Source organism: Sphingomicrobium aestuariivivum (assembly GCF_024721585.1).
Taxonomy (GTDB): domain Bacteria; phylum Pseudomonadota; class Alphaproteobacteria; order Sphingomonadales; family Sphingomonadaceae; genus Sphingomicrobium; species Sphingomicrobium aestuariivivum.
This window is the reverse complement of record NZ_CP102629.1, coordinates 2,245,546-2,258,991: the sequence shown is the minus strand read 5'-3', so window position 1 is coordinate 2,258,991 and position 13,446 is coordinate 2,245,546. Positions and strand designations below refer to the sequence as shown.

At 67.2% G+C, this 13,446-nt stretch carries 15 protein-coding genes and 1 tRNA gene; 4 read left to right on the top strand and 12 right to left on the bottom strand.

The features are described 5' to 3' along the window. The first annotated feature begins 3 nt into the window (after positions 1–3). Positions 4–255, top strand: coding sequence for a nickel-binding protein (locus NUW81_RS11605; RefSeq protein ID WP_245113449.1), 252 nt, complete (start codon positions 4–6; stop codon positions 253–255). A 34-nt stretch (positions 256–289) separates the two neighbouring features. Here the strand turns inward: NUW81_RS11605 and NUW81_RS11600 are convergent, their stop codons facing one another. From NUW81_RS11600 to NUW81_RS11565, 8 genes are all read right to left on the bottom strand, one after another. After that, positions 290–1,885 (bottom strand): AMP-binding protein, encoded by a 1,596-nt coding sequence (locus NUW81_RS11600; protein ID WP_245113448.1) that lies wholly within the window; start codon positions 1,883–1,885, stop codon positions 290–292. Further along, a complete protein-coding gene (locus NUW81_RS11595; protein WP_245113447.1) occupies positions 1,882–2,277 on the bottom strand; it encodes a RidA family protein in 396 nt (131 codons plus the stop codon). Before NUW81_RS11595 ends, NUW81_RS11600 begins: the two co-directional genes overlap by 4 nt. Beyond that, entirely contained in the window at positions 2,274–2,693 is a 420-nt protein-coding gene (locus NUW81_RS11590) for an acyl-CoA thioesterase (RefSeq protein WP_245113446.1), read from the bottom strand. The genes NUW81_RS11595 and NUW81_RS11590 overlap by 4 nt, the downstream gene beginning before the upstream one ends. Continuing rightward, entirely contained in the window at positions 2,693–3,844 is a 1,152-nt protein-coding gene (locus tag NUW81_RS11585; RefSeq protein ID WP_245113444.1) for an acyl-CoA dehydrogenase family protein, read from the bottom strand. The genes NUW81_RS11590 and NUW81_RS11585 overlap by 1 nt, the downstream gene beginning before the upstream one ends. Before the next feature lies 1 nt (position 3,845). Further along, positions 3,846–4,655, bottom strand: a complete 810-nt coding sequence (locus tag NUW81_RS11580) for an enoyl-CoA hydratase family protein (protein WP_245113441.1) — start codon at positions 4,653–4,655, stop codon at positions 3,846–3,848. Continuing rightward, a complete protein-coding gene (locus tag NUW81_RS11575) occupies positions 4,652–5,401 on the bottom strand; it encodes an SDR family NAD(P)-dependent oxidoreductase (RefSeq protein ID WP_245113439.1) in 750 nt (249 codons plus the stop codon). Before NUW81_RS11575 ends, NUW81_RS11580 begins: the two co-directional genes overlap by 4 nt. Beyond that, complete coding sequence (locus NUW81_RS11570; RefSeq protein WP_245113437.1) at positions 5,398–7,683, bottom strand: bifunctional salicylyl-CoA 5-hydroxylase/oxidoreductase; 2,286 nt, start codon at positions 7,681–7,683, stop codon at positions 5,398–5,400. Before NUW81_RS11570 ends, NUW81_RS11575 begins: the two co-directional genes overlap by 4 nt. Before the next feature lie 158 nt (positions 7,684–7,841). Further along, a complete protein-coding gene (locus NUW81_RS11565; protein WP_245113435.1) occupies positions 7,842–7,982 on the bottom strand; it encodes a hypothetical protein in 141 nt (46 codons plus the stop codon). A 272-nt stretch (positions 7,983–8,254) separates the two neighbouring features. On the opposite strand from NUW81_RS11565, the gene NUW81_RS11560 reads away from it, so the two are divergent. Then, a tRNA-Gly gene (locus tag NUW81_RS11560) sits at positions 8,255–8,328 on the top strand. Positions 8,329–8,349: 21 nt separating this feature from the next. On the opposite strand, the gene NUW81_RS11555 is transcribed toward NUW81_RS11560, so the two are convergent. Beyond that, positions 8,350–8,964, bottom strand: a complete 615-nt coding sequence (locus tag NUW81_RS11555; RefSeq protein WP_245113432.1) for an OmpA family protein — start codon at positions 8,962–8,964, stop codon at positions 8,350–8,352. Then, positions 8,964–10,919, bottom strand: a complete 1,956-nt coding sequence (locus tag NUW81_RS11550; protein WP_245113431.1) for a cation:proton antiporter — start codon at positions 10,917–10,919, stop codon at positions 8,964–8,966. The genes NUW81_RS11555 and NUW81_RS11550 overlap by 1 nt, the downstream gene beginning before the upstream one ends. Before the next feature lie 44 nt (positions 10,920–10,963). On the opposite strand from NUW81_RS11550, the gene NUW81_RS11545 reads away from it, so the two are divergent. Next, positions 10,964–11,281 (top strand): hypothetical protein, encoded by a 318-nt coding sequence (locus NUW81_RS11545; protein ID WP_245113430.1) that lies wholly within the window; start codon positions 10,964–10,966, stop codon positions 11,279–11,281. Here NUW81_RS11545 and NUW81_RS11540 read toward each other — a convergent pair. Both NUW81_RS11540 and NUW81_RS11535 read right to left on the bottom strand, forming a co-directional pair. Continuing rightward, complete coding sequence (locus NUW81_RS11540; protein WP_245113429.1) at positions 11,278–12,033, bottom strand: competence/damage-inducible protein A; 756 nt, start codon at positions 12,031–12,033, stop codon at positions 11,278–11,280. The genes NUW81_RS11545 and NUW81_RS11540 overlap by 4 nt on opposite strands. 48 nt (positions 12,034–12,081) lie before the next feature. Continuing rightward, the gene (locus NUW81_RS11535) at positions 12,082–12,558 is read right to left on the bottom strand and encodes a GFA family protein (protein ID WP_245113428.1); all 477 of its coding nucleotides are present in this window, start codon (positions 12,556–12,558) and stop codon (positions 12,082–12,084) included. Positions 12,559–12,610: 52 nt separating this feature from the next. Here NUW81_RS11535 and map point away from each other — a divergent pair, with 52 nt between their 5' ends. Then, positions 12,611–13,438, top strand: a complete 828-nt coding sequence (gene map, locus NUW81_RS11530) for a type I methionyl aminopeptidase (protein WP_245113427.1) — start codon at positions 12,611–12,613, stop codon at positions 13,436–13,438. Positions 13,439–13,446: the final 8 nt, after the last annotated feature.

Sequence of the window (13,446 nt, the reverse complement as noted above, 5' to 3'; positions counted from 1 at the left end):
ACAATGCCGCTCTACCTGATCGAACGCCAGTTCGCCGAACGTCTCGAGGTCACCCCCGAGGGGATCGCGGGGATCGAGGCGATCAATGCCGAGGCGGGTGTGGAATGGCTCCACAGCTTCCTGAGCGCCGACCAGACCAAGACCTACTGCCTCTACCAGGCGAGCGATCCCGAGGCGATCCGCAGGGCCGCGGAGGCCGCCGGCATCCCCGCCGACAAGATCGTCGAGGTCTCGCAATTCGGCCCGACGGGCTGAGGCACGCCCGCCTTCGCGCGCATGCGGTGGCTCGCTATGCGTCCCGCGCCTCGCGCAGCGCGACACGGCGAAGCTTGCCCGTGGCGGTCTTGGGCAGGCTGTCCACGAAACGGATCGAGCGCGGATATTTGTAGGGCGCGATGATCGCCTTCACATGCGCCTGCAGTTCCTCGACCAGCGCTTCGGAGGGCTCATATCCCGGCGCCAGCACGACATGCGCCTCGACCATCTGTCCGCGTTCCTCGCAGGGCGCGCCGATGACCCCGCATTCGGCCACCGCGGGATGCTCGTAGAGCGCCATCTCCACTTCGGGCCCCGCGATATTGTAGCCCGAGGAGATGATCATGTCGTCCGAGCGGGCGAGGTACCAGAAATAGCCGTCCTCGTCCTTGCGATAGGTGTCGCCGGTGACGTTCCAGCCGCCCACCACATAGTCCGCCTGCCGCGGGTCATCGAGATAGCGGCAGCCCGTCGGTCCCTTGACCGCGAGCCGGCCTGTCCCGGTTTCCAGCGACGCCCCCTCGTCGTCGAGCACGGTCGCCTCATAGCCGGGCACTGCCTTGCCGGTGGAGCCGGGGCGGATGTCCTTCCCGCTCGCCGAAATGAAGATATGCATCATCTCGGTCGCGCCGATCCCGTCGATGATCGGGATGCCCGTCGCCGCCTTCCACGCCTCCCACGTTCCCTTGGGCAGGTGCTCGCCCGCCGACACGCAGGTCGTGAGCGAGGAGATGTCGCGCCCGCCGAGTTGGCCGAGCATGGCGCGATAGGCGGTCGGCGCGGTGGCGCAGATGGTGACGCGGTGCCGCTCGATCGCGTCCAACAGCCCCTCGGGACCGGGCTTGGACGGGATCACCGCCGTGCCGCCGACACGCAGCGGGAAGAGATATTGCATGCCCAGCCCGAAGGTGAAGGCGAGCGGCGCGGTGCAGGCCCAGCGATCGTCCTTGCCCCCGCCGATGATGTGGCGTGCGAAGCTGTCGCAGCTGGCAAGCACGTCGCGGTGGAAATGCACGCAGCCCTTCGGCACCCCCGTCGTCCCCGATGTGAAGGCGATGAGCGCCGGATCGTCGCGCCCTGTGCGAACAGCGTCGAAGTCCTCGCTCAACCCCGCCAGCCGGCGCGACAATTCATCGCCCTCGGCATCGCCGTCGAAGGCAATGAACGAGCGCATCGAGGAGCAGCTGCGCGCCATCTCGTCATAGGCCTCGAGGCAGGGCGTATCCACGATCGCATGGCTGATCTGCGCCTTTTCGCAGACGGTCGCGAATTCCTTGCCGCGCAGGATCGGCATCAGCGCGACGGCGATCCCGCCCGCCTTCAAGATACCCAGCCAGCAGGCAAGGATCGTCGCCGTGTTGCGCCCCGCGAGCAGCACGCGATTGCCCGGCACGAGCCCCTGCTCGTCGACCAGCAACCGCGCCACGCGGTTCGACAACCTGTCGAGCTCGCCATAGGTCAGCGCGCCCGCATCAGAAAGAAGCGCGACATCGTCCGCCCCCCCGACCGCCAGCAATTCGACCGCCGCATTGAGCTGCTCGGGATAGCGCAGTTCGGGCAGGTCGAAGCGGAATTCGGGCTGCTCCGACGCGTTCGGCAGCCGCTCCTCGACGAAGCGATCGCGGCTCATTGCGGCACCACCGCGGTCGTCTCGATCTCGACCAGCGCGGCGGGCTCGACCAGCCGCGACACCTCGACCACCGCCATGGCGGGGAAGACCTTGCCGAGGATCTCGCGCCACGCCGCGCCGATGCCCTCGAGGCTGTCGACATAGGCGTCGCGGTCGGTGACATAGCAGGTCATGCGCACGATATGCGCCGGCGCCGCGCCGCCCTCGGCGAGGATCGCAACCGTATTCTCGAGCACCTGCCGGAACTGCCCCGCCATGTCGGCGGCGACGAACTCCTCGCGCTCGTTCCAGCCGACGACGCCCGCGGTGAAGATCATCCGCCCGCTCGCGGCAATACCGTTGGCATAGCCCTTGGGCCGCGGCCAGCCCGGCGGCTGCAGGATCTGGTTCATTGGTCTGTCCCCTCGATCGCGGCCTCTAGCCGCTCGCGCCATTCGCCCGGCCATGCCAGCGAGCGCGCCCCCTCCATCTCCATCAGCACCTGCCGATAGGTGATCGAAAAACATTCCCGTCCCGCGACCGCCGCGGTCAGCGCGAGGTCGACCGACGAATTGCCGACACGCCGCACGTGCAGCACCATGTCCAGGCGGTCGCCGAGCCGCGCGGGGCTGCCGAAGGTCGCGCGCATGTCGACGGTCGGCAGCGCCAGCCCCTGCTCGAGGTGCAATTCGCGCCGTGGCACGCCCAGCACGTCGGCGGTCCAGTCCTCGATCACCCCGTCGCACAGTTCGAACAGCGCCGGATAATATGCGATCCCCGCCGCATCGCAGGCGCCGAAGCGCACCTTGCGGGACGCCTCATACGCCATCAGCCGCGCTCCGACAGGATCGACTTGGCGATCACCAGCTTCTGCACCTCGGAAGCGCCCTCGTAGATGCGGAGCGCGCGGATATCGCGATAGAGCGCCTCGACCGCCACGCCCTTCGTCACCCCGAGCCCGCCATGAAGCTGTACCGCCTGGTCGATGATCGCCTGCGCATTTTCGGTGGCGGCGAGCTTGGCCATCGCCGCCTCGCGGCTGTTACGCCGCCCCGTGACGTCGCGCACCCAGCCCGCCCGCGCGATGAGCAGCCCCGCGCTGTCGAGCCCCAGCGCCATGTCGGCGAGCGTGGATTGCGTCACCGGACTGTCGGCCAGCGTGCCGTCACCCAGCTTGCGGCTGGTAACGCGCGCCAGCGTCTCCTCATAGGCACGCTGCGCAAAGCCGAGCGCGGCGGCCCCCACGCTGGTGCGGAAGATGTCGAGCGTCGCCATCGCTTGCTGGAAACCGCGCCCGCGCTCGCCGACCAGCGCATCGGCGGGCAAGCGCATGTCGTCGAACTTGAGCGCGCTCAGCGGATGCGGCGCGATCACCTCGATCCGTTCGCTGTCGTCGAGCCCCGGCGTGTCCGCGGGCACGAGGAAGGCCGACAGCCCCTTGGCCCCCGGTGCCTCACCGGTGCGCGCGAAGAGGACGTAATAATCCGCGATCCCGCCGTTGGAGATATAGCTCTTCGCCCCGTCGATCTTCCAGCCATCGTCAGTCTCGACCGCGCTCGTCTCGACATTGGCGACGTCCGAGCCCGAACGCGGCTCGGTCAGCGCGAAGGCGGCGATCTTCTCGCCAGCGGCCACGGCGGGCAGGATGTCGGCCTTCTGCGCATCGGTGCCGAACAGGCTGATCGTGCCCGACCCCAGCCCCTGCATGGCAAAAGCGAAATCGGCCAGCGCATCGTGCCGCGCCAGCGTCGAGCGAAGGATGGCAAGGCTGCGCACATCGAGGGTCTTGTGCACCCCGCCATGACTGGCGGGCACGCAGTAGCGCAGCCACCCGCCCTCGCCCAACTGCCGCACCAGCGTGCGGCAGGCTTCGTCCGTATCGGAATGATCGACGTCCCGCAGATTCGCGTCGCACCACGCCTCAAGCCGCGCCCCGAGGTCGCGGTGGTGGTCGTCGAAAAAGGGCCAGTCGAGATCCATGTCAGTCCCCCTTGAACTCGGGGGTGCGGCGGTCGGCGAAGGCCTCGAAGGCGCGGCGGAAATCCTTGGTCGCCATGCAGATCGCCTGCGCCTGCGCCTCCATCTCGATCGCGGTCTCGAGGCTGACGTTCCACTCAGCGGAGAGCTGCGTCTTGGTGATGCCATGGGCGAAGGTCGGGCCGTCGGCGAGGCTGCGCGCCAGCGCCTGTGCTTCTGCCAAGACCTCGCTGTCGTCGACGATGCGGTTGTGGAAGCCCCAGGCGAGCCCCTCTTCGGCGCTCATGAAGCGGCCGGTGTAGAGCAATTCGGACGCCCGCCCCTGCCCGATGATGCGCGGCAGGATCGCACAGGCGCCCATGTCGCAGCCGGCCAGCCCGACGCGGGTGAACAGGAAGGCCGTACGCGTGTCGGGGCTGGCGAGCCGCATGTCCGACGCCATCGCCACGATCGCGCCAGCACCCGCGCAAATGCCGTCCAATGCCGCGATGATCGGCTGCGGACAGCCCCGCATCGCCTTGACGAGGTCTCCCGTCATGCGAGTGAAGGCAAGGAGCCCGGGCATGTCCATTTCAGTGAGCGGGCCGATGATCTCGTGGACATCGCCGCCGCTCGAAAAATTGCCCCCCGCGCCCGCCATCACCACGGCCTTCACGGCGGGCGTGTCGCGCAAGGCGCGGAAGGTCGCGACCAGCTCGGCATAGCTGTCGAAGGTCAGCGGGTTCTTCTTCTCGGGCCGGTCGAGCGTGATCGTCGCCACACCATCGGCGAAGTCCCAGCGGAAATGGTCGGGAGCGAAAGTCTCGGGGGTCATGGTCGGTCCTCGATGGTGATGGCGGCGCCGGTGGTGTTGCAAGACGGGTCGCACAGCTCGACGACGACACGGGCGACGTCCTCGGGGCTGAGCAGCGTGCCGCCCTTGTTCTGGCGGGCGAGCTGCGCGCGCGCTTCTTCCTCGTCCATCCCGCTCTTCGCGGCGATGAGCGCGGCGGCGTTCGCGACGATGTCGGTATCGACGAAGCCCGGGCAGACGGCATTGGCGGTCAGCCGCGTGCCCGCATATTCGGCGGCCAACGCGCGCATCAACCCGACCACCCCGTGCTTGGAGGCGACATAGGGCGCGACATAGGCAAAGCCCTCCAGTCCCGCGACCGAGGCGATGGTGACGATCCGGCCTGCGTCGGCCGCCAGAAGGTCCCCGAGCGCCGCCTTGCAGCAATGGAAGGGCGCATCGAGATTGGTCGCCATGACGTTGCGCCACATGTCACTGTCGGTGCGCTTGAAAGGTGCCGAGGGCGCAATGCCTGCATTGTTGACGAGAATTTTGATCGGGCCGTTGGCAGCACGCGCCTCATCGAACGCCCGATCTATCTCCTCGGGCCGTGAAAGGTCGGCGCTGATCGCGGTGCCGCCGATCTCGCCCGCCACCTCTTCCAGCGGCCCGAGGCGTCGTCCGACGACACTGACCTTCGCCCCCTCTGCGGCCAGCGCCCGCGCGATTGCCGCGCCGATACCGGTGCCACCGCCGGTGACGATGGCATGGGCACCCGCCAGCATCATGACGCCATCTCCGCCGCGCGCTTCAAATTACGGCGCAATTGCTCATGCCCCGCGCGATAGGGTCTTGGCACCCGCACCCCGTCATAGCCGAGCTCGGCGGCGGCGCGCAGCGTCCAGTGCGGATCGGCAAGGTGCGGCCGCGCCAATGCCACGAGGTCGGCGCGCCCTGCGGCAAGGATCGAATTGGCGTGGTCGGTCTCGAAGATATTGCCCACCGCCATCGTCGTCAGCCGTGCCTCGTTGCGGATCTGGTCGGAAAAGGGCGTCTGGAACATGCGGCCATAGACTGGCTTGCAGTCGGCCCAGGTCTGCCCCGCCGACACGTCAATCAAATCCGCCCCTGCCGCGGCAAACGCCCGCCCGATCTCGACCGCCTCGTCGGGGGTCACGCCTTGATCACCCATCCAGTCATTGGCCGAGATGCGGACCGACATGGGCCGGTCCGCGGGCCAGGCCTCGCGCATCGCCGCGAACACCTCGAGCGGGAAGCGCAGCCTGTTCTCGAGGCTGCCGCCATATTCATCGGTCCGCTTGTTGTGCAGCGGCGTGATGAAGCTCGACAGCAGGTAACCGTGCGCGGCGTGCAGTTCGATCATGTCGAACCCCGCATCCACCCCGCGCCGCGTCGCCGCGACGAACTGGTCGCGCACACTGTCCATATCCGCGCGGCTCATCGGGCGCGGTACCTGGTTGTCGGGGCTCCACGGCACGTCCGACGAGGCCATGATCGGCCAGTTGCCGTCCTCGAGCGGCACGTCATAGCCCTCCCAACCGACCCTGGTCGAACCCTTGGGGCCCGAATGGCCGAGCTGGAGGCAGAATTTGGCGTCGCCATGCGCATGGGCGAAATCGACAATGCGCTTCCACGCCGCCGCCTGTTCATCGGACCAGATGCCGGGACAGCCGGGCGTGATGCGCCCCTCGGGGCTGACGCAGGTCATCTCGGTGTAGAGCAGCCCCGCCCCGCCCTTCGCGCGCTCGCCATAATGGACGAGGTGATAGTCGCCGACCATCCCCTCCTCGGCCATGTAGATCGCCATCGGCGACACCGTGATCCGGTTGGCAAGCCCCATCTCGCGCAGCCTGAATGGCGCGAACATCGGCGGCACCGCGTCACCCTCCCCGCCCGCGCGGGCGTCGAACCACTGTTCGAGCCGCGCGACGAAATCGGGATCACGCAGCCGCAAATTCTCGTGGCTCACCCGCTGCGAGCGCGTCAGCAGCGAATAGGTGAACTGGATCGGTTCGAACGCCAGATAGCGGTCCAGCGTCTCGAACCATTCGGTCGAATTGCGCGCGCTATTCTGGAGCTTGAGCACCTCGAGGTGCCGCTCGGCGCGATATTCCTCGAGCGCGTCGGCAAGCGACAGCCCCTGGCGTGCCAACACTTCGGCGAGCTTGATCGCATCCTCGAGTGCAAGCTTGGTCCCCGAGCCGATCGAGAAATGCGCCGTATGCGCCGCATCGCCGAGGAGGATGAGGTTCCTGTAATGCCACTTCTCGCAGATGATGCGCGGGAATTGCAGCCACGCCTCGGGTCCCTTTAGATGGGTCGCATTGGACAGGAGCGGCGCGCCCTCGAGCTGGTCGGCGAAAATCTCCTCGCACTTTTGGATCGCCTCGGCCTGGCTCATGCGATCGAAACCGAGCCTTTCCCACGTGTCGGGATCCATCTCGACGATGAAGGTCGAGCAATCCTCGTCGAAGCGATAGGCATGCGCCCACACCCAGCCCTCGGGCAGCTCTTCGAATGCAAAAGTGAAAGCCTCGAAGGTCCGCGGCGTGCCGAACCAGAAATATTTGTTGCGTCGGCGGTCTATATCGACGCCGAAATGCTCCTCGTAGCGGCTGCGGATGCGGCTATTCGCGCCGTCGGCGGCGATGACGAGGTCATAGCCCGGATAGTCGCCAAGATCGCTCGACGCCTCATGCTCGAAGTGAAGGTTGACGCCGAGCCCGCGCGCCCGCTCCTGCAGGATCTCGAGCAACCGCTTCCGGCCGATGCCGATGAAGCCATGTCCCGAAGAGCGGATGCACTCGCCGCGGATATGGACGTCGATATCGTCCCAATGCGCGAATTCGTCGCGGATCACCGCGCCGCTCACGGGGTCGTTGGTCATGAGGTTGTCGACCGTCTGGTCGGAGAAGACCACGCCCCAGCCGAAGGTATCGTCGGGCTTGTTGCGCTCGTAGAGGTCGATCTCGCAGGCCGCATCGCGCAGCTTCATCGAGATGGCGAAATAGAGCCCCGCGGGCCCGCCGCCCAACACTGCGATCTTCATGACGCCTCCCCTGAATGGGAAGGCGTAGAATATTCGCTTGCCGGGGGCAATCCGGCGGGCTCGGGCTCGACCGACGCCGAAAAGGGTGCAGGGCGGCCGCGCTTTGCGCGTGCCCCCCCCCCTGCACCCATGTGGAGCTGTTGGAGACCCGGCCTGCCCTAGAAGCGCAAGCCCGCCTTCAGGCCGAAGCCTTTGGTCTCGCCGACATCGGCCCAGGCGCCGTCCTCGCCGACATAGTCGCCCGCGATGGTGAGCACATCGTCGACCGCACCGTCCACAAGGTCGAACGCCTTTGCCAAAATGGTTGCGCCCTCCGCTTCTGACAAGGCAAGCGCTTCCGGACAAACCCCGTCGTTACCCTCGAATAAACCCCGTTTGGGCCGGGCTGGCAAACCTCCGACATGCCGATGGTCGGAGGCGACCCGATCTGTAGGCGGCGCACTGGCGCAGCCGCGAATGAATTGGATTGACGCTGTGCATCGAAGATGGCAGTTCGGCGCCCGATCGCAGCTGGGAGTTGCAGCCGATGGCCTCTCGAGGCCGTCCCCACTCCACAGCTTGTCAACGCGATGCGGGTGTAGCTCAATGGTAGAGCAGGAGCTTCCCAAGCTTAAGACGAGGGTTCGATTCCCTTCACCCGCTCCATTTTACCCGATTGACTGAACCCTAGGTCGCCCCCTCGGTGGCAAGGCCGGCGGCCTCGGCCTCGACGCTCGCTTCCTGTGCTTCCAGCGCGCGGCGCTCGGTCACCTGCCCGGGCGTGCCGATGGCGATTTCGACCCGGCGGTTCATGGCCTGACCTTCCTCGTCGGGCTCGCCATCGAGCATCAGGTTGGGCGCGACCGGGTTGTGCTCGCCCAGCGCGACGATGGTGATGCGGTCGGGATCGACGCCCCGCTCCTCGAGATAGTCCGCCACGACCTGTGCCCGCGCCGCGCTGGCGCGCTCGTTGGCCTCGTCCGAGCCGATCGAATCCGAATGGCCGAACAGGGTGATCGCCTCGTCGCTCGCCAGCCGTTCCTCGCCGAAGAAGGCGTCGATGGCGCGCATCGCTGCCGCATCGAGCGCGTCGCGGTCGCCGAAGCCGACGGTCAGCTCCATCGGCACCTCGATCTCTTCTTCCACCGGCACCTGCTCCTCGATGTCCTCGCGGATGATCGAGCGCAGCGGCGGGCTCTCTTCCTCGACCTCGGGCTCGGGTCCGGCCGGCGCGGGCTCGCGGCACCCCGCCAGCGCGCCGACGCCGAGAAGGACAAGGGCCAGCCGGTTGCGGGGGGTCATCACTTGCTCTCCTCATGCTCGTCGCCCGGGTCGGGCAATGCGGTGCGGTCGAGTTCCGCCTCGGGGGCTGCCGCGCCCTCGCCCTCCCCGTCCTCGCCCTCGCGGTCGGGCAGGACCTGGTCGAGCGGATGCGGCGTGCCGGGTGGCACATAAGCGACGATCGTGTCGCCGGGCCGCCCGTCGGGGCGCGAGGCGTGGGTGTAGAAGCGCAGCCTGCCATCTTCGCGCAGCACGAACAGCGGCAAATGCTCCTCGGGCAGGTGGCTACGCATCAAATTGGTGTCGAAGGTGATCGTCAGCTCGATCGGCATCAGCTTCCAGCCGCGCGCGACATGGTCGGCGACATCCTCGACGCCATGCCCCGCATCGAACAGCGAGCGCCCGCGCAAGGACGTGGGCAGCGCATGCGGGTCATCGCCCGAGGCATCGCCCAGCTGGTAGACATTGTCCGACCCGATCTCGGGCGCGAATTCGGAGCAGACGAGCGCGTTATAGGCCTCGTTGCCGGTGGTCGCGACAAGCACCTGGAACTGGTTGAAGTCCAAGTCCTCCTCGGTCGCCTCGGCAAGGATCTCGCCGTGGAAGGTGGGCAGTTTCTCGGTCCGCGCGGCGCCCAGGCGCTGCCAGCTGGTATCGGCGATCATCACGGGGACCTTGAGGTCGCGCAGCGTCTTGGCGAGCTGCAGCGAGAAGGGCGTGGTGCCGACGATGAGCACGCCATTGCTCTCGGGCCCGTTGAGGCCGAGTATCCTGGCGAGCGGCGCGGCGGTAAAGCCATGCGCGACGATGGTCGCCGCCACCACCGCGAAGGACAGGGTGATGAGCAGCATGCCGCCCGAATAGCCGAGCTCGTCGAGGCGCAGCGCGAACAGGCCCGAAATGGCGACCAGCACGATCCCGCGCGGCGCGATCCAGGCAACGAAGATGCGCTCCTTCCACGGCACCTTCGAGAAAGCGAGGCTGATGAGCACGGTCAGCGGACGCACGAGGAAAAGGAGGACCAGCAGGAACGCGGCCCAGCGCCACTGGAACTGCTGGATCATGTTCCAGTCGAGGCTCGCCGACAGGGTCACGAACACGCCCGAGACGAGGATGATCGTGATATTCTCCTTGAACGGCAAGTAGGTCCGCGCGCTCGACAGGTGCATGTTGGCGAGCGCGATGCCCATCACGGTGACCGCGAGCAGCCCCGTTTCCTGTTGGACGTAATTGGACAGGACGAAAGTGCCGATCACCGTGACGAACAGGATCGGCGCCTTCAGGAATTCGGGCACGAGGCCGCGCGGGAAGGTGAAGGCCACCGCCTTGGCCGCGCCCCAGCCGACCGCGCCCGCCGCCGCGCTGGCGATGACGAGGCCGACGATATTGTCGATGAAGCTGGTGCCCTGCTGCTGCTGCAGGAGGAATTCGTAGGTCACCACCGCCGCGAGCGCGCCGATGGGATCGTTGACGATGCCTTCCCACTTGAGGATCGCGCGCGGGCGCTGGGCAAGGTTGGTCTGGCGCAGGAGCGGGATGATCACGGTCGGGCCAGTGACGACGAGGATGCCCGCGAACAGCACGGCGACCGCAAGGCTCAGCCCCGCCACTTCGTAAAGGGCCCAGGCCCCGAGCGCCCAGCCGACGGGCACCCCGATGATAACCAGCCGCGGCACCGCGCCGCCCGTTTTCTTCAGCTCGTTGAAGCGCAGCTGCAGCCCGCCCTCGAACAGGATGATCGCGACCGCCAATGCCACCGCCGGCTCGAGCAATTCGCCGAAATCCTCGGCCGGATTGACGATGCCCGTCACCGGCCCGAGGATGATGCCCGCCACCAACATGAGGGCGATGGCCGGAAGGCCGGTGCGCCATGCGACCCACTGCGCACCGATCCCTGCCAGCCCGATCAGGGCGACCGAGATGACGATGGCATTGTCGCCAGCTGCGAGCAGGATGGGCGGAAAAGCGTCGATCATTGGACGTGGAGCGATAAAGGGACGCGAACAGTTCCACAACCGGCATGAAATATCCGGTCACCCCCGACGGTCGCTACTTCCTCGTGCGTGGGCGCCTGTGGCGCATGAGCGATCCTGCGCTCAGTCCCGAGAGGCGCGATGAGCTGGTGCGCGCGCTGATGGCGGCACGCGCGGCCAAGGGGCGGGCGATGCGGGCCGGCGATGCCGCGGCGCGCGAGGAGGCGCGGCGGGCAGTGGATGCGGCCAAGCATGCGCTCGGCGAACGCGGGGAGCCGTGGTGGGACGACGGCGCCCCCGACTATAATCGCAAGATGGCGCGCAGCACGCCTTATGCCGGCTGGGAAGCCGCGCTCGAGCCCTAGAGCCCGCCGACGGTCGGCTCGTAACCCGCCGCGCGCAGCTTGCGGGCGAGGTCCTCGGCGCAGGCGGCGGCCACTTCCTCGCCCTCGGCGCGCATCACGAAGTTGGAGCCGTAGCGGCCCTCCTTGAAGAAGGGATAGCTGCCGAGCGCCACGTCCGGATGCGCCTTCACCACCTCGCGCAGGAGGTCGGCGATCTCGCTCTCGGGCGAAAAGGCGCCGACGGTGACACTGACGAGCGGGCGCCCGCCCTCGAGCGTACCGGTCAGCCCTTCGAGCATGCCCGCGGTGATGTGCGGGATGCCCGCCATGATGAAGATGTTCTCGACCTTGATCCCGGGCGCGCCCGAGACCGGATTGTCGATAAGGTCGGCGCCTTCGGGCACCCTCGCCATGCTCATCCGCGCCGGCGTCGCTTCCTTGCCGATCGAGGCATAATAGTCGCGCAGCATCCGCTCGGCCCCGGGGTGGACGACCACCGGCACGCCGAGCGCGGCGGCAATGGCATCAACCGTAATATCGTCATGCGTCGGCCCGATCCCGCCGGTAGTAAAGAGATAGTCGTTGCGCGCCCTCAGCGCATTCACCGCCTCGACGATGGCCTCCTCGACGTCCGCGACGATCCGCGCCTCGGCGAGCCGGATGCCCTGGACGTTGAGCCACTGCGCGATTTGCGCGACATTCTTGTCCTGCGTACGACCGGAGAGGATCTCGTCGCCGATGATGACGAGGGCGGCGGTATAGGTGCGGCTCATGCCCGTCTCATGCCACGCCATGCCCCGAGCGGCTAGAAGGGTTTTGGGCTATTCGCCCTTCGCCGCGGCTTTCCAGCGCGCCATCTGCTCGTCGGTCCAGAAGGTCCGCGCATCGTAAAATCCCTCGAAGGCGGGGATGTCGGGATCGAGCCCCACCCAGTCCATCTTCGCACTGGCGTGGATATGGCAGTCGGGTCGCACCGTGCGATCCCCCAGCACCCCTGCCCGCACGAAATGGATCTTTTCGCGGGTGTGGTGATAGTGGCCCGAGACCGCGACATGGCAGTGCTTGCAGCGCAGGATCCACTGGTCCTTGCCGCTTTCGGACCCCGTCACCACCGTCTCGACCGGCCCGGTAATCGCCACCCTTCCCGCCTCGTAGAGACAGTTCAGTCCGAAGGCCGACCCGCTCTCGCGCTGGCAATAGCTGCAGTGGCAGGCATGGGTGATGATCGGCGCGCCCGTGACCTCCACCTCGACCTTGCCGCAGGCGCACCGCCCGCGCCGCTTCGCTTCCGTTGTCATAGGTCCTTCGCTCCCCTCGCATTTCGCGGCCGATGCGCTTATATCGCCCCCCATGACCGAATATATCAAGGTAGGTCCCGAGGACCGCGTCGAGCCCAAGTCGGGCGTCATCAAGCTGCATGGCGAGGCCGGCTTCGAGGGCATGCGCAAGGCCGGCCGCCTCGCCGCCTCGATCCTCGATGCGCTGGCCGACCATGTCGTGCCGGGCGTCACCACGGGCGAGATCGACCGCATCGTCTTCGACATGACGCTGGCGGGCGGCGGCGTTCCCGCCACCCTCGGCTATCGCGGCTATACCAAGAGCTGCTGCACGTCGATCAACCATGTCGTCTGCCACGGCATCCCGGGCGACAAGGTCCTGAAGGACGGCGACATCGTCAACATCGACGTCACCCCGATCCTCGACGGCTGGCACGGCGATACCAGCCGCATGTATTTCGTCGGCGAGCCCAATGTGAAGGCCAAGAAGCTGGTCGAGGTCACCTACGAGTGCCTCATGCTCGGGCTCGAGCAGGCGCGCCCCGGCAACCGCCTCGGCGACATCAGCCACGCCATCCAGAGCCATGCCGAGAAGCATCGTTATGGCATCGTCCGCGACTTCTGTGGCCACGGCCTCGGCCGCCTCTTCCATGACAGCCCCGAAGTGGTGCACGCCGGCCGCGCGGGCACCGGCCCCGAGCTTCGCCCCGGCATGTTCTTCACCGTGGAGCCGATGATCAACATCGGCCGCGCCGACGTGAAGATCCTCGGCGATGGCTGGACCGCGGTGACCCGCGACCGCTCGCTCTCGGCGCAGTTCGAACATTCGATCGGCATCACCGAGGACGGCATCGAAATCTTTACGGAGAGCCCCAAAGGGTTGCATAAGCCGCCTTACTGACGACTTCT